Origin of the sequence: Ancylomarina euxina, assembly GCF_003863355.1 — a bacterium.
Classification (GTDB): domain Bacteria; phylum Bacteroidota; class Bacteroidia; order Bacteroidales; family Marinifilaceae; genus Ancylomarina; species Ancylomarina euxinus.
This window is the reverse complement of the sequence record NZ_QQWG01000002.1, coordinates 258,228-281,174: the sequence shown is the minus strand read 5'-3', so window position 1 is coordinate 281,174 and position 22,947 is coordinate 258,228. Positions and strand designations below refer to the sequence as shown.

General features: G+C 37.5%; 19 protein-coding genes and 5 tRNA genes. 1 reads left to right on the top strand and 23 read right to left on the bottom strand.

Annotation, left to right across the window (positions count from 1 at the left end; translation table 11 throughout):
- Positions 1-5: 5 nt before the first annotated feature.
- Complete coding sequence (locus DWB61_RS03400) at positions 6-1,025, bottom strand: electron transfer flavoprotein subunit alpha/FixB family protein (protein WP_125029482.1); 1,020 nt, start codon at positions 1,023-1,025, stop codon at positions 6-8.
- Between the two features lie 50 nt (positions 1,026-1,075).
- Positions 1,076-1,951 (bottom strand): electron transfer flavoprotein subunit beta/FixA family protein, encoded by an 876-nt coding sequence (locus DWB61_RS03395; protein ID WP_125029481.1) that lies wholly within the window; start codon positions 1,949-1,951, stop codon positions 1,076-1,078.
- A gap of 406 nt (positions 1,952-2,357) precedes the next feature.
- Here DWB61_RS03395 and DWB61_RS03390 point away from each other — a divergent pair, with 406 nt between their 5' ends.
- Complete coding sequence (locus DWB61_RS03390) at positions 2,358-3,812, top strand: carbon starvation CstA family protein (protein WP_125029480.1); 1,455 nt, start codon at positions 2,358-2,360, stop codon at positions 3,810-3,812.
- Positions 3,813-3,885: 73 nt separating this feature from the next.
- Here DWB61_RS03390 and DWB61_RS03385 read toward each other — a convergent pair whose 3' ends face one another.
- The 21 genes from DWB61_RS03385 to DWB61_RS03285 all read right to left on the bottom strand — a co-directional run bounded on the left by DWB61_RS03385 (position 3,886) and on the right by DWB61_RS03285 (position 22,931).
- Positions 3,886-4,212, bottom strand: coding sequence for a DUF3467 domain-containing protein (locus DWB61_RS03385; RefSeq protein ID WP_125029479.1), 327 nt, complete (start codon positions 4,210-4,212; stop codon positions 3,886-3,888).
- A 152-nt stretch (positions 4,213-4,364) separates the two neighbouring features.
- Entirely contained in the window at positions 4,365-8,630 is a 4,266-nt protein-coding gene (gene rpoC / locus DWB61_RS03380) for a DNA-directed RNA polymerase subunit beta' (RefSeq protein ID WP_125029478.1), read from the bottom strand.
- 81 nt (positions 8,631-8,711) lie between these two features.
- Positions 8,712-12,524, bottom strand: coding sequence for a DNA-directed RNA polymerase subunit beta (gene rpoB / locus DWB61_RS03375; protein ID WP_125029477.1), 3,813 nt, complete (start codon positions 12,522-12,524; stop codon positions 8,712-8,714).
- A gap of 109 nt (positions 12,525-12,633) precedes the next feature.
- Positions 12,634-13,002, bottom strand: a complete 369-nt coding sequence (rplL, locus tag DWB61_RS03370; RefSeq protein WP_125029476.1) for a 50S ribosomal protein L7/L12 — start codon at positions 13,000-13,002, stop codon at positions 12,634-12,636.
- A 43-nt stretch (positions 13,003-13,045) separates the two neighbouring features.
- Positions 13,046-13,552 (bottom strand): 50S ribosomal protein L10, encoded by a 507-nt coding sequence (gene rplJ / locus DWB61_RS03365; protein ID WP_125029475.1) that lies wholly within the window; start codon positions 13,550-13,552, stop codon positions 13,046-13,048.
- Between the two features lie 33 nt (positions 13,553-13,585).
- Positions 13,586-14,281: a 50S ribosomal protein L1 gene (gene rplA / locus DWB61_RS03360; RefSeq protein WP_125029474.1), complete on the bottom strand. Its 696-nt coding sequence runs from the start codon at positions 14,279-14,281 to the stop codon at positions 13,586-13,588.
- 20 nt (positions 14,282-14,301) lie between these two features.
- Positions 14,302-14,745: a 50S ribosomal protein L11 gene (rplK, locus tag DWB61_RS03355; RefSeq protein WP_125029473.1), complete on the bottom strand. Its 444-nt coding sequence runs from the start codon at positions 14,743-14,745 to the stop codon at positions 14,302-14,304.
- Positions 14,746-14,769: 24 nt separating this feature from the next.
- Positions 14,770-15,318: a transcription termination/antitermination protein NusG gene (gene nusG, locus DWB61_RS03350; protein ID WP_125029472.1), complete on the bottom strand. Its 549-nt coding sequence runs from the start codon at positions 15,316-15,318 to the stop codon at positions 14,770-14,772.
- Between the two features lie 16 nt (positions 15,319-15,334).
- Positions 15,335-15,526, bottom strand: coding sequence for a preprotein translocase subunit SecE (gene secE / locus DWB61_RS03345; RefSeq protein ID WP_125029471.1), 192 nt, complete (start codon positions 15,524-15,526; stop codon positions 15,335-15,337).
- A gap of 101 nt (positions 15,527-15,627) precedes the next feature.
- A tRNA-Trp gene (locus DWB61_RS03340) sits at positions 15,628-15,700 on the bottom strand.
- Between the two features lie 49 nt (positions 15,701-15,749).
- Positions 15,750-16,937 carry an elongation factor Tu gene (gene tuf / locus DWB61_RS03335; RefSeq protein ID WP_125029470.1) on the bottom strand — a complete coding sequence of 396 codons (1,188 nt, stop codon included), beginning with the start codon at positions 16,935-16,937 and terminating at the stop codon, positions 15,750-15,752.
- Between the two features lie 59 nt (positions 16,938-16,996).
- Positions 16,997-17,068 (bottom strand) — tRNA-Thr (locus DWB61_RS03330).
- 10 nt (positions 17,069-17,078) lie between these two features.
- Positions 17,079-17,151 (bottom strand) — tRNA-Gly (locus DWB61_RS03325).
- Positions 17,152-17,196: 45 nt separating this feature from the next.
- A tRNA-Tyr gene (locus tag DWB61_RS03320) sits at positions 17,197-17,278 on the bottom strand.
- Between the two features lie 26 nt (positions 17,279-17,304).
- Positions 17,305-17,378: transfer RNA gene (locus DWB61_RS03315), tRNA-Thr, on the bottom strand.
- Positions 17,379-17,482: 104 nt separating this feature from the next.
- Positions 17,483-17,782, bottom strand: a complete 300-nt coding sequence (gene hpf / locus DWB61_RS03310) for a ribosome hibernation-promoting factor, HPF/YfiA family (RefSeq protein WP_125029469.1) — start codon at positions 17,780-17,782, stop codon at positions 17,483-17,485.
- A 16-nt stretch (positions 17,783-17,798) separates the two neighbouring features.
- Positions 17,799-18,683, bottom strand: coding sequence for a tyrosine-type recombinase/integrase (locus tag DWB61_RS03305; protein WP_125029468.1), 885 nt, complete (start codon positions 18,681-18,683; stop codon positions 17,799-17,801).
- A 74-nt stretch (positions 18,684-18,757) separates the two neighbouring features.
- Positions 18,758-18,949 carry a 30S ribosomal protein S21 gene (gene rpsU / locus DWB61_RS03300; protein WP_125029467.1) on the bottom strand — a complete coding sequence of 64 codons (192 nt, stop codon included), beginning with the start codon at positions 18,947-18,949 and terminating at the stop codon, positions 18,758-18,760.
- Between the two features lie 175 nt (positions 18,950-19,124).
- A complete protein-coding gene (locus tag DWB61_RS03295; protein ID WP_158614361.1) occupies positions 19,125-20,360 on the bottom strand; it encodes a helix-hairpin-helix domain-containing protein in 1,236 nt (411 codons plus the stop codon).
- Positions 20,361-20,589: 229 nt separating this feature from the next.
- Positions 20,590-21,069 (bottom strand): NADH-quinone oxidoreductase subunit NuoE family protein, encoded by a 480-nt coding sequence (locus tag DWB61_RS03290; protein ID WP_125029465.1) that lies wholly within the window; start codon positions 21,067-21,069, stop codon positions 20,590-20,592.
- A gap of 98 nt (positions 21,070-21,167) precedes the next feature.
- On the bottom strand, positions 21,168-22,931 hold the full coding sequence (locus DWB61_RS03285; protein WP_269521796.1) for an NADH-dependent [FeFe] hydrogenase, group A6: 1,764 nt from the start codon (positions 22,929-22,931) through the stop codon (positions 21,168-21,170).
- Positions 22,932-22,947: the final 16 nt, after the last annotated feature.

Below are 22,947 nucleotides of genomic sequence, written 5' to 3'. Positions count from 1 at the left end.
AAATATTATTTGGTATTCAGCTTGTAATGCTTGATCATCTTAGGAATCACATCAGCAATATCACCGGTAATTATATAGTCAGCAAAATTGTTTATTGGAGCATTCTTATCAGTATTGATAGCAATCACCATTGATGATTCTTCCATACCAGCAGTATGCTGAATCTGACCAGAAATACCACATGCAATATATAGCTTTGGACGCACAGTAACACCTGTTTGACCAATTTGACGTTCGTGAGAAGCGTAACCAGCATCAACAGCAGCACGAGAAGCTCCTACTTCAGCACCAATAACATCAGCTAGTTCATATAATTTATCAAAGTTCTCTTTAGAACCCACTCCATAACCACCAGCAACAACGATACCTGCATTTTTGATGTTTACCTTTGATGCTTCCATGTGACGTTCGATAACCTTCACAATAAAATCCTCAGGCTTCACATACTTTTCAACTTCGATATTCTTAACTTTTCCTTTGTAAGCTTCAGAACGAATTTCTTTCTTCATTACTCCCTCACGAACAGTTGCCATTTGTGGACGACAGTCAGGATTAATAATTGTAGCAACAATGTTACCACCAAAAGCAGGACGAATCTGGTACAATAGGTCTTTATATTCTTTCTTGTTCTTCTTGTCTTCGTGATCTCCGATGATCAAACTCGTACAATCAGCAGTTAGACCTGAGTGAAGAGCAGAAGAAACACGAGGACCTAAATCACGACCGATGCTTGTAGCACCCATCAAAGCGATTTGTGGTTTCTCTTCTTCAAATAATTTAACAATGATTGAAGTATGAGGTAAAGTTGTGTATGGGTAAAGACTTTTATCGTCAGCTATCCATAGTGTATCAACACCAAAAGGGATAATTTGCTTTTCAATCCCTTTAAGATCGGCACCAATAACAACAGCTTCAAGGTTACATTTTAAGTCATCAGCTAGCGATCTACCTTTGGTTAAAAGTTCAAGACTAACATCAGCAATCTGTCCCTCTTCTATTTCGCAATATACAAATACGTTATTCACGGTTCTTAATTTTAAAATTCTACATTGAAATGACAGGAAAAACCAATCGATTAACCAATGGTATGGTTAGCAATTAACTCTTTCATTAGCTCATCCATATCAGCATCGCTAGGCTCAAGTACTTTAGCTTCTTTAGCTTGGAACACGACATTTTCAATCGCTTTTACCTTAGTTGGTGATCCAGTTAAGCCTAATTCTTCTGCCTGAGTTTCGATATCATTCACACTCCACTCTCCAATATTTAGGTAAGGACGGTTGTTGTGTAATAAGATATAATCTTCATCAGCATTCTGCATTTCAGAAACCGCTCTTGCATGCTTGTATTTCATAACAAACTTTGCATTACGTGGACGACATTCAGGAGCAGAAGCATTTACAGTTACAACCATTGGAAGAGTGCCTTCAACCGTTTCAACTCCTCGCTCGATACGACGTTTCACAACAATCTTACCATTTTCTGCAGAAATTACATCCTCAGCATAAGTAATTTGTGGTAAAGCTAATTTTTCTGCAACCTGCGGTCCAACCTGAGCCGTATCACCATCGATAGCCTGACGGCCTGCAATGATAATATCTATTTTACCCATTTTCTTAAGTGTACAAGACAAAGCATAAGAAGTTGCAAGTGTATCAGATCCTGCAAAAGCACGGTCAGATAAAAGGATACCATTATCAGCACCACGGTATAAACCTTCACGAATAATCTCTGCAGCTCTACCTGGTCCCATAGTCAATAATGTGATTTCTGTTCCAGGGTATTTATCTTTTAGACGCAATGCTTGCTCTAGTGCATTTAAATCTTCAGGATTGAAGATAGCAGGCAAAACAGCTCTATTCACAGTTCCATCAGCTTTCATAGCATCTTTCCCAACATTACGTGTATCGGGAACCTGCTTGGCAAGAACAACAATTTTTAATCCTTTCATTGTTATATATGTTTTTATCAGTTTATAATCGAATATCTCTCAAAATTCATCCATTTCAACATTTGAGAAAACAGAATTAGCGGTCTCATCGATTACAATTTGTTATTATTCGGTTTCAAGCTATATTGGGGCCCAAAATCAGGCTTAGCAAATATATGGAATAGACTACTTAAAACAAATTTATATAAGCATCTATTAAGACAAACAAAAGATAGCTATTACCAATTAATATTCAACACATTAAATACACATACCGATCAATAATGAAGCATGTTACATAAGAGTATTTCCATATAGTTGACTCCCTACTCCTCTTCCACCCAAAAAAGTTGATCTTAACTATTTTCTCATTTATTATTAATGGTAACTTTATTACCTCTTAATAAAACCCTAAGTTTTAATTCTCATGATTACATTTCTAGTAGCAATTCTTACTCTTGTTTTAGGATATTTTATTTACGGCAAGTTTATTGAACGTTTTTTTGGAGCAGACGATTCAATTGAAACACCGGCCATAAGATTAAAAGACGATGTCGATTTTATTGTTATGCCGACATGGAAAATGTTTACCATACAGTTTCTAAACATTGCTGGTCTGGGCCCAATATTTGGAGCTATATTAGGTGCCATGTATGGTCCAATAGCCTATATATGGATTGTGTTTGGGTGTATATTTATGGGAGCCACACACGATTATTTCTCAGGTATGCTTTCTATACGCAATAGTGGCTCAAGTTTTCCGGAAATTGTGGGAAAATACCTCGGTACTGGCTTTCAAAATTTCCTCAGAATCTTCACCATCTTATTGCTAGTTCTTGTAGGTGTTGCTTTCGTAACCGGACCCGCAGGCCTACTAAAAGACCTAACCGGTGGTGGTTTCTACTTTTGGCTTTATGGCATTTTTACCTACTATCTAGTAGCAACTCTACTTCCAATAAATAAGATAATCGGGAAAATATACCCAATATTTGGTGCTGCTCTGCTAATTATGGCGGTCACAATTGCTGGCACCATGATTTTCAAATCGATTGATGGAAGTCTGCATATGAATGAAATTAACTTTAGCCAACTGAAAAATCTCCATTCAAATCCTGGGCAGAATATCTTATACCCTATGATGTTTATTGTTATTTCTTGTGGTGCCATTTCCGGTTTTCATTCTACTCAATCGCCAATGATGGCGAGGTGTATGAAAAAAGAAAGCTATGGCCGCCCCGTGTTCTTTGGTGCAATGATAGCTGAAGGTATAGTTGCAATTATTTGGGCTACTGCTGCTATGAACTTCTTCGGTGATACGCATTCCCTAAACGAAACGATTACTTCTGGCCATAATCCAGCTTGGGTGGTGAATGAAATATGTAATACTTGGTTAGGAAAAATTGGTGCCATTTTCGCCATAATAGGTGTAATTGCTTGTCCTATTACTACGGGAGACACTGCATTTCGAAGCGCACGCCTAACTATAGCCGACATGCTAAATATCAAACAAGTGTCAATAAGAAGTCGTTTATTAGTTAGCCTACCTCTTTTTGCAGTCGGCTTTTCACTTTCTCAATTAGAGTTTTCCACAATATGGAAGTATCTGGGATTAGCCAATCAAATCTTATCAATGATAATGCTATGGACAGGCGCCATGTATTTAGCTAAAAAAAATAAATTTCATTATGTGCTTAGTTTACCTGCAAGTTTTATGACAGCTATTTGCTTTACTTACCTTTTAGTAGCTCCCATAAAAAACGGTGGTTTGAATATCAATACTCAATATGGAATCCTCATAGGTATTTTGATAGCACTTGTTGCCTTTAGCTTGTTCCAATTAAGTATTAAAAAGAAATATAAAACACAGAAACTTAGAATCTAGTAGCCAGATGACTACTAAATACAAAAAGCAGAGTTCACAATGAACCTCCGCTTTTCATTTATGCGTTAATTTTCTATGCCTGCCCTGTTGGTCCGAATCCCATCGGGATAATTGGACCTTGAGGACCTTGTCCACCATCAACACTTTTGATAGGACCATTCATAGATTCAAACTTACTGATATTATCTTGTAAAGCCAACATCAAACGCTTAGCATGTTCTGGTGTTAGTATGATTCTAGATTTAACATCTGCTTTAGGTACACCAGGCATTATTCTAACAAAATCTACCACAAATTCAGAACTAGAATGTGTTATGACTGCCAGGTTCGAATAGGTTCCTTGAGCCACTTCTTCACTAAGTTGAATATCAATTTGATTCCCTTTTTTATTGTCTTCCATTATTAATCTTTTTTATTCTGTATAAGAAGTTTATTTGATATTTAATCTCAAAAATTAAGTCTAGCTAAAATAAGAAAATATATTCGGACTAAGCCATAAAAAAAAGGCTGTTTCAATAAATGAAACAGCCTTTATATTTATTAAGAGTTTGCTTACTCTTCAGTAGATTTATTAGCAAGAAGTTTTTCGTAATCTTCTTTAGCTCCAACTACAATATCTTTGTAGTCACGGAGACCAGTACCTGCAGGAATTAATTTTCCACAAATAACGTTCTCTTTCAAACCTTCCAAATTATCGATCTTACCACGAATAGCAGCCTCGTTCAATACTTTAGTCGTCTCCTGGAAAGAAGCAGCTGACATAAAGCTTCGAGTTTGTAGAGACGCACGGGTAATCCCCTGTAGAATCTGAGTTGAAGTAGCCGCGATAACATCACGTGCGACAACCAACTTCATATCCTTACGTTTCAATACTGAATTCACATCACGTAATTGTCTAGCAGTAACAGTTTGTCCTAATACCAATTCGTTAGAATCACCAGTATCAATAACAACCTTCTTACCGAAAATCTCATCGTTTTCAAGCATGAATGCTTGTTTGTCAACGATTTGTTTTTCAAGGAACATTGTATCACCTGGATCAGCAATAACAACCTTACGCATCATCTGACGTACGATAATCTCAAAGTGCTTATCGTTAATCTTCACACCCTGCATACGGTAAACATCCTGTACCTCGTTCACGATATACTCCTGAACTTTAGTTGGACCTTTAATTGCAAGAATATCAGCAGGAGTTGTAGCACCATCCGATAATGGTGTACCAGCTCTAATGTAATCGTTCTCTTGAACAAGCATTTGCTTAGAAAGAGGTACTAGGTACTTCTTTTCCTGGCCTGTTCTTGAAGTCACAATAACTTCACGATTACCACGCTTGATTTTACCGAAAGTAATTTCACCATCAATCTCAGATACAACTGCTGGATTAGATGGGTTACGAGCTTCGAATAGCTCAGTAACACGAGGAAGACCCCCGGTAATATCACCCGTCTTACCAACATTTCTAGGTATCTTAACTACTGATTGTCCTACAGAAATCATATCACCTTCACTTACCGAAACGTGAGCGCCTACTGGTAAGTTATAAGATTTAAGAATAGATCCGTCTGATCCTAAGATTCTAACACTCGCATTCTTAGCCTTATCCTTAGATTCAATAATTACTTTCTCAGCAAAACCAGTTGCTTCATCAGACTCTTCACTGAAAGTAATACCTTCAATTAAATGATCGAATGAAATCTTACCAGAGAATTCTGAAATGATCATGGCATTATAAGGATCCCACTCACAAACCAATTCGCCTTTAGTAACATCAGCACCATCCTTAACATACAGTTTAGAACCATAAGGGATAGTATGTGTCGATACCGCTATATTAGTATTCTTATCAATGATACGTAATTCAGCCAAACGACCAATTACAACATCGTATTTCTTACCACCCTCAGTCGTATGCTCAACAGTTCTTAGTTCATCGAACTCAGCAAAACCGTCATATTTAGAAACAACCGAGTTTTCTGCAGAAACGTTACCCGCTGTACCCCCTACGTGGAAAGTACGAAGTGTTAACTGTGTACCTGGCTCACCGATAGACTGTGCAGCGATAACACCAACAGCCTCACCTCTTTGAACAAGCTCACCACTAGAAAGGTTACGTCCATAACATTTAGCACAAACACCTTTTCGAGCTTCACAAGTTAATACCGAACGAATCTCTACAGCTTCAATTGGTGAAGCTTCAATAGTCTCAGCAATTTCTTCTGTAATTTCCTCACCAGATGCAACTAAAAGTGCTCCAGTTAATGGGTGGTAAATATCGTGAACAGTTGTACGACCTAAGATTCTTTCAAATAAAGAAGCAACAACTTCTTCCTGATTTTTAATTGCAAATGCAGTTAAACCTCTTAGAGTTCCACAATCTGATTCGTGGATAATAACATCCTGAGCAACATCAACCAAACGACGAGTTAAGTAACCCGCATCGGCCGTTTTTAGAGCCGTATCCGCAAGACCTTTACGAGCACCGTGAGTAGAAATAAAGTACTCTAGTACAGAAAGACCTTCCTTAAAGTTTGAAAGAATTGGATTCTCAATAATCTGACCACCTTTAGCTCCAGATTTCTGAGGCTTAGCCATCAAACCACGCATACCACCCAACTGACGAATCTGCTCTCGCGATCCACGAGCACCAGAATCAAGCATCATGTATACAGAGTTGAAACCTTGATTGTCGGTTTCTAACTGAGTCATCAATGTTTGGGTCAAGTTAGCATTTACATGCGTCCAAATATCAATAATCTGGTTATAACGCTCGTTGTTCGTAATGAAACCCATATTATAGTTATTCAATACTTCTTCAACTTGAGCATAACCATCAGCTACCATAGCATCCTTCTCAGCAGGAACAGTAACATCCGAAAGGTTAAACGATAGTCCACCTTCGAAAGCTTTACGGTAACCTAAGTTCTTAATATCATCAAGGAATTTAGCAGTCGCGTGAACACCACACTTCTTGTAAATGTATCCAATGATATCACGAAGGGCTCTCTTAGTAATCAACTGATTCAAAAATCCTGCTCCTTCAGGTGTGTGCTGATTCATAATGATACGACCAATAGTTGTCTCTATAATAGTGTCAACCAATTCGTTATTCTCATTAAAATCCTTCACTTTTACCTTAATGATAGCGTGAAGATCGACAGCTTTCTCATTGAAAGCAATCATAGCTTCTTCAGCAGAATAGAAAGTAATACCCTCTCCTTTACAACCTGTTCTTGATTTAGTAATATAATACAAACCAAGTACCATATCCTGAGAAGGAACAGTAATCGGAGTACCATTAGCAGGGTTCAAAATATTGTGAGAACACAACATTAACATCTGAGCCTCAAGAACTGCTTCATTACCTAAAGGTAAGTGAACCGCCATCTGGTCACCATCAAAGTCGGCATTGAAACCGGTACATGCTAGAGGGTGTAGACGAATCGCTTTTCCTTCAATCAATTTTGGCTGGAAAGACTGAATACCCAAACGGTGAAGAGTTGGGGCACGGTTAAGTAGCACTGGATGTCCTTTCAATACATTCTCAAGAATATCCCATACCACCGGGTCTTTACGATCAACAATTTTCTTAGCTGATTTTACAGTTTTAACAATTCCACGCTCAATAAGCTTACGAATAATAAAAGGCTTATAAAGTTCAGCTGCCATATCCTTAGGGATACCACACTCGTGCATTTCCAAGTCTGGACCTACAACAATTACCGAACGAGCAGAATAGTCAACACGCTTACCCAATAGATTCTGACGGAAACGACCTTGCTTACCTTTCAATGAATCTGAAAGAGATTTCAAAGGACGATTGTTTTCTGTCTTTACCGCATTAGATTTACGAGAGTTATCAAATAGTGAATCAACAGCCTCTTGAAGCATACGTTTTTCGTTACGTAAAATTACTTCTGGAGCTTTGATTTCAATTAGTCTTTTCAGACGATTGTTACGGATGATTACACGACGATAAAGGTCATTTAAATCCGAAGTTGCAAAACGTCCACCATCTAAAGGTACCAAAGGACGTAATTCTGGTGGAATTACTGGAACAACTTTAACAACCATCCATTCAGGATTGTTCACTTCCTTAGAGTCACGGAAAGCACCAACAACTTGTAGACGCTTCAAAGCTTCGTTTTTACGTTGCTGTGAAGTTTCAGTGCTGGCTTTATGACGTAATTCATAAGATAATGCATCAAGATCTAAACGAGAAAGAAGACTGCAAAGCGCTTCAGCACCCATTTTAGCAATAAACTTATTCGGATCTTCATCATCAAGATGCTGATTTTCCATTGGAAGTTCGTCAAGAATATCAAGATATTCTTCTTCTGTAAGGAAATCAAGATAGTTGATACCATCAGCGGCTTTAACACCCGCGTTAATTACGACATAGCGCTCGTAATAAATAATAGTATCTAATTTTTTAGTTGGTAAACCTAAAAGGTAACCAATTTTATTTGGCAACGATTTAAAATACCAAATATGCGCTACAGGCACAACCAATTGGATGTGTCCCATACGCTCACGACGTACTTTTTTCTCGGTTACCTCAACACCACATCGGTCACAAACAATACCTCGATAACGGATACGCTTGTATTTACCACAGTGACACTCATAATCCTTAACAGGACCGAAAATTCTTTCACAGAATAAACCGTCACGTTCTGGCTTATAAGTACGATAGTTGATGGTTTCAGGCTTTAAAACTTCACCACTAGATCTTTCTAAGATCTCTTCTGGAGAAGCAAGACTGATAGAGATTTTTGTAAAATTACTCTTTACTTTGTTATCTCTTCTGAATGCCATATATTGAAAATTAGGATATTAACAAATTGATTCATGAAAAGTGAATGTCGGAATAACCAACATCCACTTTCTATATAAGGCTTATACTAATTTAACGCTCAAGCCAAGACCTCTAAGTTCGTGTAATAACACGTTTAGAGATTCAGGAATACCTGGAGCTGGCATAGGTTCACCTTTTACGATAGCTTCATAAGCTTTCGCTCTACCCATTACATCATCCGACTTAATAGTCAAGATTTCCTGTAGAATATGAGCAGCACCAAAGGCCTCAAGAGCCCAAACCTCCATCTCTCCAAAACGCTGACCACCAAACTGAGCCTTACCACCAAGTGGTTGCTGAGTAATCAGAGAATAAGGACCGATAGAACGCGCGTGCATCTTATCATCAACCATGTGACCAAGTTTCAGCATGTAGATAACACCAACCGTAGCAGGCTGATCAAATCGAACACCAGTACCTCCATCATGAAGGTAAGCTTTACCGAAAGCAGGAACACCAGCTTTATCAGTATATGCAGTAATTTCGTCAAGACTTGCTCCATCGAAAATCGGAGTAGCAAACTTCAATCCTAACTCTATACCTGCCCACCCAAGAACAGTTTCAAACACCTGTCCAAGGTTCATACGTGATGGTACACCAAGAGGGTTCAAGCAAATGTCAACAGTAGTTCCATCCTCAAGGAATGGCATATCTTCCTGACGAACAACACGAGAAACAATACCTTTATTACCGTGACGACCCGCCATCTTATCACCAATCTGTAGTTTACGTTTCTTAGCAACATAAACCTTAGCCATTTGGATGATACCTACTGGCATTTCATCACCGATAGTAACGTTGTATTTCTTACGTTTACTTGCACTATCAAGTTCTTTGTACTTAATTACGTAGTTGTGCAGTAAGGTTTTAATGGTATCATTCTTATCCTTATCAGTTGTCCACTTATTAGGGTCAACTTGTAGATAATTAATCTCCGTTAATAATTTCTGCGTAAACTTAACCCCTTTAGGAATCAAATCAACACTCAAATAATCCTTAACACCTTGTGAAGTTTTACCATTTGTAATGGTAAATAATTTTTCAATAAGAAGGTTGTTTAAAGCTGCAACAGTTCTATCGAATTCTTCATCAAGTTTCTGCAATAATGGCTTATCACTTTGCTTCGACTTACGATCGCGTACGGCACGAGAGAATAATTTCTTCTCAATCACAACACCACGAAGTGAAGGTGAAGCTTTAAGAGATGCATCTTTTACATCACCCGCTTTATCACCAAAAATTGCACGAAGCAATTTTTCTTCTGGAGAAGGATCAGATTCTCCTTTAGGAGTAATCTTACCGATAAGAATATCACCAGGTTCTACAATCGCACCAATGCGAATCAAACCATTTTCATCAAGGTTACGAGTTGCTTCTTCACTAACATTTGGAATATCAGAAGTTAATTCTTCCATTCCTCGTTTTGTATCACGTACTTCAAGCGTGTACTCATCAACGTGAATTGAAGTAAATACATCATCCTTAACAATACGTTCCGAAATTACGATCGCATCCTCATAGTTATAACCTTTCCAAGGCATAAACGCCACCTTCAGGTTACGACCAAGTGCTAACTCACCAGTTTGAGTACCATAACCATCGGTTAAGATTTGCCCTTTTACAACTTTAGCTCCTTTAGCAACAATTGGCTTAAGGTCGATAGTTGTTCCCTGGTTGGTTTTTTGATATTTTGGTAATTTGTAAGTGATAATATTTGATTCAAAACTCACAAATGCCTCATCTTCGCTTCTTTCGTAAGCGATTACAATTTTAGTTGCATCAACAAATTCAACAACACCATTTCTTTCAGCTACAATTTGAGTACGTGAATCTTTAGCAATATTTGCTTCAAGACCCGTACCTACAACTGGAGATTCAGGTTTAATAACAGGAACTGCCTGACGCATCATATTCGATCCCATCAGAGCACGGTTGGCATCATCATGCTCAAGGAACGGAATCAACGAAGCCGCAATTGAAGCAATCTGATTAGGCGCAACATCCATAAGATCTAAGTTCTGAATCTCTTCAAATGGGAAGTCACCATCTTTACGTGATTTTGCTTTAGCATTAACAAATGAACCATCGTCATTTAATGGAGCATTAGCTTGAGCAATAATCAATCCTTCTTCTTCCTCAGCTGAAAGATAACCTACACCTTCGTTACTTAAATCTACTTTACCATTTATAACCTTACGGTAAGGTGTTTCGATAAAACCTAAATCATTAATCTTAGCGAATACACACAATGAAGAGATCAAACCAATATTTGGTCCCTCTGGTGTTTCAATAGGACATAAACGACCATAGTGAGTATAGTGAACATCTCGAACCTCGAAACCTGCTCTCTCACGAGACAGACCACCTGGTCCAAGAGCTGACATTCTTCTCTTATGAGTTACCTCAGCAAGTGGATTCGTTTGATCCATAAACTGAGACAAAGCATTAGTTCCAAAGAATGAATTGATAACTGAAGATAAAGTCTTCGAGTTAATCAAATCAATAGGAGTAAATACCTCATTGTCACGTACGTTCATTCTTTCACGAATCGTACGAGCCATACGAGCTAAACCAACTCCAAACTGACTATATAATTGTTCCCCAACAGTACGAACACGACGATTACTTAAGTGGTCAATATCATCCACATCAGTACGAGCATTCAATAGCTTGATAAGGTACTTTATAATTTCAATAATATCTTCCTTTGTCAATACCTTAACATCGCTGTCTGTATTAAGACCAAGTTTTTTGTTAATTCTGTAACGACCAACATCACCTAAATCGTAACGTTTGTCAGAGAAGAATAACTTATCAATTACATCACGAGCTGTAGCCTCATCTGGTGGCTCAGAGTTTCTTAATTGACGATAGATATGAAGAACAGCTTCTTTCTCAGAGTTACAAGGATCCTTCTGCAATGTATTATAAATAATTGCATAGTCAGCAAGATTCTGCTGCTCCTTGTGTAATAAGATAGTCTTAGCCCCTGATTCAAGAATCTCTTCAATGTGTTCTGGTTCAACTATAGTTTCTCTATCAATAATAACTTCGTTACGTTCGATAGAAACAACCTCTCCTGTATCCTCATCTACGAAGTCTTCAATCCAAGATTTAAGAACACGAGCGGCAAGTTTACGACCAACAACTTTTTTAAGTCCGGTTTTTGAAACTTTAATTTCATCAGCGAGATCAAAGATCTCAAGAATTTCTTTATCGCTTTCGAAACCAATCGATCTTAATAGAGTGGTAACTGGTAGCTTTTTCTTACGATCGATATAAGCGTACATGACATTGTTGATGTCAGTAGCAAATTCAATCCATGATCCTTTGAAAGGAATAATACGTGCGGAATATAATTTAGTTCCGTTGGTATGTAGACTCTGTCCGAAGAATACACCTGGAGAACGGTGAAGTTGAGATACAACAACACGTTCCGCACCATTAATTACGAAGGTACCCTTTTCTGTCATGTAAGGTACAGTTCCAAGATATACATCCTGAATTACTGTATCAAAATCCTCATGTTCAGGATCGGTACAATATAGCTTTAATTTAGCCTTAAGTGGGACACTATAGCTAAGGCCTCGCTCTATACACTCTTCGATGGAGTAACGTGGTGGATCAACAAAATAGTCAAGAAATTCCAATACAAAATTGTTACGCGTATCGGTAATTGGAAAATTCTCGCTAAATACCTTAAATAATCCTTCGCTCTTTCTTTTTTCAGAAATTGTTTCCAACTGAAAAAAGTCTTGAAAAGATTTTAATTGTACTTCCAAAAAGTCAGGATATAAAAACTGATTCTTATTTGAAGCAAAACTAATTCTTTGACTAATAGTATTTGAAGACATTTACTTAAAATTAATTGAACCTAAACAATAATAAACAACAAAAAGGCTTAGAGTTCCAAATCAATGAAACTCTAAACCATAATAACCTTATTTAAAGGTCTTAGTGATTCTATTTAAGTTCAACTTCAGCTCCAGCTTCTTCTAATTGTGCTTTTAATGCTTCAGCTTCCACTTTAGAAACTTTTTCTTTCAATGCAGTAGGAGCAGCATCAACTGCAGCCTTAGCTTCCTTAAGACCTAAACCAGTTAATTCCTTAACTAATTTTACGATAGCAAGTTTTGCTCCACCTGGAGCCACAAGAATAACGTCGAATTCAGTTTGCTCAGCAGCTTCGCCAGCAGCAGCTCCACCTGCTACAACAACAGCAGCAGCAGCTGGTTCAATTCCGTACTCATCTTTTAAGATTTGAGCTAATTCACTTACTTCCTTAACAGTCAAATTAACTAATTCTTCTGCAAACTTTTTTAAATCTGCCATTTTGGTTTATTTTTAAAATTTAAATACTCTAGATATATTACTCTTACTCTGATACTACTTCTTCAGTATCTTCACCCTTACCATTTTCTAAAGCAGAAATAACTTTCTGAATTGGAGACTGCAATGCTGCAATAATATCTCCAATTAACTCTTCTTTAGACTTAATAGCTACAAGAGTATCTAATTCACCTGCTCCAATATAAACAGCACCTTCTACGAAAGCACCTTTTAGAGCTGGTAAATCTTTCCCTTTACTGAATTCTTTGATTAGCTTTGCAGGAATATTTCCCACTTCTGAAAGCATAAGAGAGGTAGCTCCCTTAAGTGTTTCAGTCAAACCGTCGCACTCAACTTCTGCTTTTACCAAAGCACTACGAAGCAAAGTATTCTTCACAACAATCATTTTAACTTGCTTCTCATAACAAGCTCTACGTAAAGCAGAGGTTGCTTCTGCATTCATTCCTGAAGTGTCAGCTAGATAAAAGTGATTTGATGCGTTGATTTGTTCTGTCAAGCTATCAATAATCTGAATTTTGTCTTCCTTTTTCATGATTACCAAGGTCTCGATTAAAAATTAATTTGATTAGTCAATAAGTGACTTAGGATCTACTTGAATCCCAAGACTCATTGTACTTGACAGGTATACACTCTTAATGTAAGTCCCTTTTGCTGCAGTTGGTTTCAATTTATTGATAACACCAATGAATTCTTTAGCATTACCTTTGATTTTATCTACTTCAAAAGATACCTTAGCAACTGAAGAGTGAATAATACCATATTTGTCGACCTTGAAATCTATCTTTCCAGCCTTAACTTCGTTCACAGCTTTAGCAATGTCCATAGTTACAGTTCCGCTCTTAGGGTTTGGCATTAAACCACGTGGCCCTAATACACGTCCTAGTGCACCTACTTTAGCCATAACAGTTGGCATAGTAATGATAACATCAATATCAGTCCATCCTCCTTTGATCTTAGCGATATAATCGTCAAGTCCAACATACTCTGCACCTGCCGCTTTAGCCTCTTCTTCCTTATCAGGAGTACAAAGTACCAAAACACGAACATCTTTACCAGTACCATGAGGTAGAGTAACCACACCACGAACCATTTGATTCGCTTTTCTTGGGTCAACTCCTAAGCGGACATCCATATCCACAGAAGCGTCAAATTTAGTAGTGGTAATCTCCTTAACCAATGCAACGGCTTCGTCGATAGTGTAGATCTTATCTGCTTCGACTTTTTCTAAAGCTAACTTTTGATTTTTTGTTAGTTTACCCATTTTAATTGCAGTATTAAAAATTATTGATTAAGCGGATTATCACCAGAAATAGTGACACCCATACTTCTTGCTGTTCCAGCGACCATACTCATGGCGCTCTCAACTTCAAAAGCATTTAAATCTTTCATCTTGCCTTCTGCGATTTCTCTTACTTGTTCCCAAGTAATAGATCCAACCTTAACACGGTTAGGCTCAGCAGATCCTGATTTTAATTTTGCAGCTTCTAAAACCTGAACAGCAACAGGAGGAGTTTTTGTAATGAATTCAAAAGAGCTATCTTTATAAACGGTAATTACAACTGGAACAACTTTTCCAGCCATATCTTGCGTTCTAGCATTGAATTGCTTACAAAAATCCATGATATTTACTCCCTTAGCACCTAATGCCGGTCCTACTGGAGGTGAAGGATTTGCAGCACCACCTTTGATCTGCAACTTTATTAATCCTGCTACTTCTTTAGCCATAGTTTTACTTTTCTAAAGGTTTTTTTATTCTTTTTCTACTTGCATGAAACTTAATTCGAGAGGCGTTTTACGTCCAAAGATTTTAACCATAACTTTAAGTTTTCTCTTCTCTGCATTTACCTCTTCTATCACGCCAGCAAAACCATTAAATGGTCCATCAGTCACATTTACCGACTCGCCAACAAAATAAGGAACATTAATTTCCTCATCTTTATTAGTAAGTTCGTCAACCTTACCCAAAATGCGATTCACTTCTGATTGTCGCAATGGAGACGGGTCGCCGCCTTTAGTATCCCCCAGGAAGCCAATCACATTCGTAACACTACGAAGGATGTGAGGAATTTCGCCTGTCAATGCAGCTTCGATTAAAACATAGCCAGGTAAGAAAATTCTTTCCTTGCTGATTTTTTTACCGTTGCGCACCACAAACACTTTCTCGGTTGGAATGAGAACCTGTGATACGTAATCCTGAAGTCCAAGATTAGAAATCTCACTTAAGATATACTCTTGGACCTTCTTTTCTTTTCCTCCTACAGCCCGTAGAACATACCATTTTTTGTCAATTTCAGCCATCTTAAAATTTCAGTGATTAGTAAAACATACTATATACAGTGTCCATCAAATTCTTGAACCCCAAATCCATCACAAAAATTGCAGTTGCAATAATTGCAGAAGCTATCATTACTACGATAGCGCTACTTTGAAGTTCAGACCATGTTGGCCACGATACTTTCTGTGTAAGTTCCGTATAAACGTCCTTAATATAATTTACTAATTTCATGTGCTTACAATTAAAGTTTTATTAATTCACATGGAAGATGTCTCACAGTCTAAATAAATCCAGTTTGTGAGACTTATTTCATAAGACAAAATATCCTTTAGCACGGGTGGAGAGACTCGAACTCCCGACACCTGGTTTTGGAGACCAGTGCTCTACCAACTGAGCTACACCCGTAAAGAAGAGTGATTCGGAAATAAATCCGAATCATTCTTTATATCAAAAATTACTCAACAATTTCAGTAATCTGACCAGCACCTACAGTTCTACCACCTTCACGGATAGCGAAACGTAAACCTACTGAACAAGCAACAGGAGTAATTAACTGAACGTTGATAGTAACGTTATCACCTGGCATTACCATCTCAACACCTTCTGGAAGAGTAATCTCACCAGTTACATCAAGAGTTCTGATATAGAACTGAGGACGGTATTTGTTATGGAATGGAGTATGACGTCCACCTTCTTCTTTCTTCAATACATAAATCTCAGCTTTGATTTTTGTATGAGGAGTAATTGTTTTAGGGTGACAGATAACCATACCACGCTTGATAGATGATTTGTCAATACCTCTCAACAATAAACCAACGTTGTCACCAGCTTGACCTTCGTCAAGAATCTTACGGAACATCTCAACACCAGTACAAACAGTTTTCATTCCTTCAGCACCTAAACCGATAATCTGAAGTTCTTCACCTGTCTTAACAATACCAGTCTCGATACGACCTGTAGCAACAGTTCCACGACCAGTAATAGAGAAAACATCTTCAATTGGCATCAAAAACGCTTTATCAACATCACGTGGAGGTAGTGGAATCCAAGTATCAACAGCATCCATAAGCTCCATAATCTTATCTTCCCACTCTGGCTCACCGTTCAATCCACCAAGAGCAGATCCAGCAATGATAGGAGTATTATCTCCGTCGAAGTCATAGAAATCTAAAAGCTCACGCATTTCCATTTCTACCAACTCTAGCATCTCTTCATCGTCAACCATGTCAACTTTGTTCAAGAAAACTACCATTTTAGGTACGTTTACCTGACGAGCTAAAAGGATATGCTCGCGAGTCTGAGGCATAGGACCGTCAGTAGCAGCACAAACCAAAATCGCACCGTCCATCTGAGCAGCACCAGTAACCATGTTTTTCACGTAGTCAGCGTGACCTGGACAGTCAACGTGAGCGTAGTGACGGTTATCTGTAGAATACTCTACGTGAGCAGTATTAATAGTGATACCTCTTTCTTTTTCCTCAGGTGCATTATCGATAGAATCGAAAGATTTTACTTCACAGAAACCTTTTTTTGCCAATACAGTTGTAATAGCAGCAGTCAAGGTAGTTTTACCGTGATCAACGTGACCGATAGTACCAATATTTACGTGTGGTTTTGACCTATCAAAATGTTCTTTAGCCATAACTCGAAAAGTTAATTAATGATTAGACAACAATTAAAACAATATTTTATATTTTCTTGAGCCATTGATGAGATTTGAACTCATGACCTCTTCCTTACCAAGGAAACGCTCTACCCCTGAGCTACAACGGCAAAACTATTGAGCGGGAAACGAGACTCAAACTCGCGACCCTCAGCTTGGAAGGCTGATGCTCTATCAACTGAGCTATTCCCGCAAATCACAACTACCATATAACAATAGTATATGTGAAAATTCACTGTGGGGAGAGCAGGATTCGAACCTACGAAGACGAAGTCAGCGGAGTTACAGTCCGCCCCAGTTGGCCACTTTGGTATCTCCCCAATAAAAAAAAACAATACATTAACTGAGCCGGTGGAGGGATTCGAACCCACGACCTGCTGATTACAAATCAGCTGCTCTGACCAACTGAGCTACACTGGCAATTAACAGACCATTCGCATCAGGACGCATAATCCCCTCACAAATGGTCTGCAAATGTAAAAACATTTTACCTATATAACAAAACTATCAAATAATATTTCCAATTATTTTCCACGAAGTTTTTCTTTTCGCTTAGTGATCTGACGCTTCAAGGCATCTGTCGCTAAATCAACTGCTTCTTCGAATGTTTTGCTTTGCTTTTGTGCAAATATATCACCTCCCGGGATATTAAATTTTATCTCTACTTCTTTATTTTCTACAACTGATGGTTTTTCAGCTCTTAAAAAGACTTCAACGTTTGTCACGTCATCATCAAGCTTGAGCAACTTATTCACTCTTCCTTTGACAAAATCTTCTAACTGAACATCAGCATTGAAACCGACTGCCTGAATGTTAATTTTCATACTCTATCCTCCAATTTTAAGCTCTGGGGTGAGCCTGTTTATAAACATCGTTTAACCTCTCAAAGCTAGTATGAGTGTATATTTGAGTAGCAGACAAATTACAATGTCCCAGCAACTCTTTAATAGCATTCAACTCAGCTCCATTATTAAGTAAATGTGTTGCAAAGGTATGGCGTAACACGTGAGGACTTTTTTTCGAAAGAGTTGTAATCTTAGACATATGTTTTATCACTATCCTATACAACAATTTTTCGTATGCGGGCTTTGCATTGCTTGTAACAAATAAAACCCCATCCCTACTGGAACAAACCAACAACCTATGCTCTAAATACTCATCAAGAAGTGTTTCGAGATTATCACTAACAGGAATAATCCTCTCCCTATTTCTTTTACCTAAAACTCGAACAACAGAGGCGGAACGATCAAAACTTGACACCTTTAAATTCATCAATTCAGATAAACGCATGCCAGTATGATAAAACATTTCAATTACCAGTCTGTCTCGAATCCCTTCGAACCCTTCACCAAAATCTATTTCTTGCAACAATCGCATACTGTGCTCGGCAACAAAATTCGGAAGCTTCTTCCCTTGCCTGGGCCCAACAACTCTATCCATAGGATTTTGTTGAATTAACGATTCTCTCAATAAATATCTAAAAAAGGATTTCAAAGAAGATAATTTCCTATTCACAGTTCGGGCTGAGCAGCCTTCATTCATTAAAAAAACAATCCACTTTCTAACATCTTTGAAATTCAAATCAACAATTTCACCTTCTTCGATCCCATAGGACGATAAAAACAAAAAAAATTGACTTAAATCACAATCGTATGATACCAAAGTATGTTTGGAGTATCGTTTCTCGTACCGTAAATAAGACAGAAAAGATTCCTTATATCTCATACACTTTTAATTCATAGTCTAGTGTAAACTAAATTACAAAAAAAATAAGACATCGAAACCTTTTTCAAAAGAAATTAATCTTCGTTCAATTGCATTTGCTGAACATAAACCGCGTGGATTTTCGCTTTTCTTTTTCTAATTGAAGGCTTTACATAAACCTGTCTTCCACGTAATTCTTTGATTACACCAGTTTTTTCGAATTTTCTTTTGAATTTTTTTAAGGCTCTTTCAATGTTTTCGCCTTCCTTCATAGGAATAATAATCATAGTTTCTTCTTTTATTTAATTATTTCTAAATGAGCCGCAAACTTATTAATTCATTCACGATATTTCAAGCAAATTTATAAAAATCTGACCAAATACTTTAATTTTATTTGATTCATGCGCAAAACTAAGGTATTTAGCCTGTTGCTTGAGTCAAAACAAGCCAATTATTAATGATTTACTCTAAACTTAAATAGGGTTTTACTCTATTAAAGGTGGAATCTTGGAATATTTTCTTCTTTCGAAGGCTTTCTAAATCTAAAATTCGCCCTTTACGTTTTCTTAAACGTAAAATATCAGATGCTTCTCGATAACTTATATATGGATGAATACTCAATTCTTCAATTGAAGCAACGTTAACATTAATACATCGCAAATGACTCAAATCAATTTTCAAAGAAGAGCAGATACTATCAACGCGACTCTTTTTTAATCCATAAACATCCACCAATTGATTCATACTATAAAAACCTCCAAGCTTGTCACGATAATTAATGATACGCCGCGAAAGATATGGACCAATTCCAGGCAATCTTAGCAATTGAATAGAATCTGCCCTATTCAAATCAATCAGAGCAATTTCAACAGCTCTTTCATTGGGAATACTAATAAATGAATGTAATTCTGAATATTTCAATGAATCAAATCCATATATTATTTTCAGATCTTCTGCCTTTTGGAAACGCCCACCTTTAGCTAAAAACTTCTTCACTCTATCTATAACCCTTTCTTCAACACCTAAACTATCCCACCCTTTCCTACTTATACTATTGGGATTAAACGAAAACAAGTAACTTTCATTTACGTTTCGACCTGAGTCTATCCTAATATATTTTTCGAATCTCTTATAATCTGAAGAATCGATCCCATAAATATTCATCAAATCATCCTTTTTATTAAACCAACCATCTTTTCTTCTATAATTAAGGATATTGCGAGTTTGAAACTTTGAAAAACCTAAACTTAATAAAGCTAAAGAATCAGTTTTATTGGGATCAAAAGGCCTTAACTGAGCTTTAACTATAGAACAACTAATATTCTTTTCTGGTGAAATCCGAACAAAAGGTTGCAGTTTTAGATACAAAACATCTGTCATGCCATATATCTTCTTCAAGTCAACATCTTCAGAAACTCGAGCTCCTGAGCGTCTATATTTTAAAAGGTTTTTAGCCTGATAATTTGAAAAACCCAATGACAACAAACCTAAACTATCAATATGGTTCGGATCAAAGAAAAATAATTCATGAGATTTAATTGCTTCTTGCTTATGATCTGATTTGATTTGCAAAACTGCCAAAAGACTATCCAACCGTTTTTGTTTCTCAGGATTCTTATCCCAAACAGGAACATTATCGCTATTAATAAAGATGGGATACACAAAAACAATGGCTAGAATGGTGAGAAGAATAATCAAGCTTTTCCTTTCTGAGGAAGAAAACGAAAAATAAGTTTTTAGATGCTTTTTGAAAGACATGTCAATACAAGATGTACAATATTACCCATTCAGCCACAACCAACCTAATCAGATTACCACACTAAAATTAGAATAAATTCATCACTATACAAACTTCATATTCTGCGATTTATAGCAAAAAAAAAGCCTTCGGCAAATCCGAAGGCTTCATTCTCTATTAAGTCAAAAGCTAGTTTTGATACTCTTTTAGGATATCAGCAACATCACCTGCTGCAACACGCCCATAGGTACGCTCACCAATTGTTACAACTGGAGCCAAACCACAAGCACCTACGCAACGAAGACATGAAATAGAAAATTTACCATCTGCCGTCGTTTCTCCAATAGGCACCTTAAGTTGCTTTTTAAATTCTTCCAATACCTTTTCTGCACCACGTACATAACAAGCAGTTCCCATACAAACAGAAATTGGGAATTCGCCCTTAGGCACCATCGTGAAGAATGAATAGAAAGTAACAACACCATATACGTGTGCAACTGATACATTTAATTCACGAGCAACAACCTCCTGTACTTCAGCAGGAAGATAACCGAAGTTATGCTGAGCCTGATGAAGTACATTAATCAGCTCACTACCCTCATTATTAAATGACTTGCAAATCTCAACAAGCTTTTCAACCTTGTCCTTTGCTAATTTTATTTTTGCCATAATACTTATATTTAAGATATGAGATAATAAATATGAGATATGAGTCAGATGTAAACAATCTAAAGTCTCACATCTCAATTCTCAAATCTATTGTAATACTATTCAATTTCGATTTCATTTTTCTTGTCGAAATAATGAGTATGCAACAGTTTATGCGACAACTCACCACAAGGCTTACCTAAGAACTCCTCGTACAATTTAACGATATAAGGATTTTCGTGAGACTTACGAATCGCTTTACCAGCATCTTCACGATAAAGAGCAGCAGCACGCTTAGCTAAAACAGAAGTATCACCATGGTGCAATGGCTGTCCACCGCCACCAATACATCCACCAGGACAAGCCATGATTTCTATAGCGTGATATTCCGATTTCCCATCGCGTACATCTTCCAGCAATTTACGAGCATTACCCAAACCATGAGCAATACCAATATTAAGTTCTAAGCCATCGAAATCAACTTTAGCACTACGAATACCTTCCATACCACGAAGAGCCGTAAAATCGACTTTTTCAAGTGTTTTTCCAGTATAAACTTCATAAGCTGTACGAGCAGCCGCTTCGATTACACCACCTGTAGTACCAAAAATAACAGAAGCACCGGTAGATTCCCCTAATGGATTATCGAATTCCTCCTCAGGAAGAGAAGCAAAATCCATATTCGCTTGCTTAATTAGGTTGGCTAACTCGCGAGTCGAAATTGAATAGTTCACATCAGGATCACCATCAACCTTGAACTCGTCGCGCTGACATTCGTACTTCTTGGCTAAACAAGGCATAATAGAAACAACGATCATATCCTCGCGCTTAACCCCCATCTCTTTAGCTAAATAGTTTTTAGCAATTGGGCCAAACATTTGCTGAGGAGAACGAGCTGTAGATGGAATATCTTTCATCTCTGGGAAGTGATGCTCGAAGAAATTCACCCATCCTGGACAACATGAAGTCAGAATAGGCAACTTAACATCCTTATCACCTGCAAGATGAGCACCTAATCGTCCTAATAACTCAGTACCTTCCTCCATAATTGTAAGGTCGGCAGCAAAATCGGTATCAAATACACTATCGAAACCTAAATTACGAAGCGCAGTTACCATTTTACCAGTTACCAAAGTACCAACTTCCATACCGAACTCCTCACCCAGAGCAGCACGTACTGCAGGAGCAGTTTGTACGATAACCGTTTTTTTAGGATCAGCAAGATCTCTAATCAGTTGGTTAGTATGATCTTTTTCAGTTAATGCACCAGTAGGACATACTGCCACACACTGTCCGCAATAAGTACAAGTTGATTTCTCAAGATTCATTTCAAATGCTGGAGCAACAACTGACTCGAATCCACGGTTTACAGCAGAAAGAGCACCTACAGTTTGTACATCGTTACACATCGTTTCGCAACGACGACACATAATACACTTATCCATATCACGGATAATGGCTGGAGAAGTATCAATCTTGTATGTAGACTTGGCACCAGTATAATGAATTTCACGAACACCTAGATTTTGAGCTATAGATTGCAAATCGCAAGTTCCTGATTTTGCACATACCAAACAATCGAATGGATGATCAGAAAGCATTAATTCCATTACCGTTTTACGAGCATTCAAAACTCTCATCGAGTGAGTTTTGATTTTCATGCCAGCTTCGCATTTAGAATTACATGAAGGAGCCAGATTTCTTCTGCCCTCAACTTCGACAACGCAAATTCTACATCCACCAGGTTTATGCTCGATTTTCATATCCTCAAGGTGCATATAACAAAGCGTAGGAATTTCGATTCCTATCTCTTTTGCAGCCTTATAGATAGTGGTTCCCGTAGCAACCTCTACCTCTTTATTATCGATGGTTAATTTTATCATTTGTTCCATTTTTCAA

What these genes read in the sequence shown, in the direction of transcription:
- nusG (WP_125029472.1), bottom strand. Translation starts at nt 15,318, where the DNA reads ATGGCTGAAATTGACAAAAAATGGTATGTTCTACGGGCTGTAGGAGGA.
- DWB61_RS03305 (WP_125029468.1), bottom strand. Translation starts at nt 18,683, where the DNA reads ATGAGATATAAGGAATCTTTTCTGTCTTATTTACGGTACGAGAAACGA.
- DWB61_RS03395 (WP_125029481.1), bottom strand. Translation starts at nt 1,951, where the DNA reads ATGAAAGGATTAAAAATTGTTGTTCTTGCCAAGCAGGTTCCCGATACA.
- rplJ (WP_125029475.1), bottom strand. Translation starts at nt 13,552, where the DNA reads ATGAAAAAGGAAGACAAAATTCAGATTATTGATAGCTTGACAGAACAA.
- DWB61_RS03385 (WP_125029479.1), bottom strand. Translation starts at nt 4,212, where the DNA reads ATGGAAGACAATAAAAAAGGGAATCAAATTGATATTCAACTTAGTGAA.
- hpf (WP_125029469.1), bottom strand. Translation starts at nt 17,782, where the DNA reads ATGAAAATTAACATTCAGGCAGTCGGTTTCAATGCTGATGTTCAGTTA.
- secE (WP_125029471.1), bottom strand. Translation starts at nt 15,526, where the DNA reads ATGAAATTAGTAAATTATATTAAGGACGTTTATACGGAACTTACACAG.
- rpsU (WP_125029467.1), bottom strand. Translation starts at nt 18,949, where the DNA reads ATGATTATTATTCCTATGAAGGAAGGCGAAAACATTGAAAGAGCCTTA.
- rplA (WP_125029474.1), bottom strand. Translation starts at nt 14,281, where the DNA reads ATGGGTAAACTAACAAAAAATCAAAAGTTAGCTTTAGAAAAAGTCGAA.
- rplL (WP_125029476.1), bottom strand. Translation starts at nt 13,002, where the DNA reads ATGGCAGATTTAAAAAAGTTTGCAGAAGAATTAGTTAATTTGACTGTT.
- DWB61_RS03390 (WP_125029480.1), top strand. Translation starts at nt 2,358, where the DNA reads ATGATTACATTTCTAGTAGCAATTCTTACTCTTGTTTTAGGATATTTT.
- tuf (WP_125029470.1), bottom strand. Translation starts at nt 16,937, where the DNA reads ATGGCTAAAGAACATTTTGATAGGTCAAAACCACACGTAAATATTGGT.
- DWB61_RS03290 (WP_125029465.1), bottom strand. Translation starts at nt 21,069, where the DNA reads ATGGCAAAAATAAAATTAGCAAAGGACAAGGTTGAAAAGCTTGTTGAG.
- rpoC (WP_125029478.1), bottom strand. Translation starts at nt 8,630, where the DNA reads ATGGCATTCAGAAGAGATAACAAAGTAAAGAGTAATTTTACAAAAATC.
- rpoB (WP_125029477.1), bottom strand. Translation starts at nt 12,524, where the DNA reads ATGTCTTCAAATACTATTAGTCAAAGAATTAGTTTTGCTTCAAATAAG.
- rplK (WP_125029473.1), bottom strand. Translation starts at nt 14,745, where the DNA reads ATGGCTAAAGAAGTAGCAGGATTAATAAAGTTGCAGATCAAAGGTGGT.
- DWB61_RS03285 (WP_269521796.1), bottom strand. Translation starts at nt 22,931, where the DNA reads ATGATAAAATTAACCATCGATAATAAAGAGGTAGAGGTTGCTACGGGA.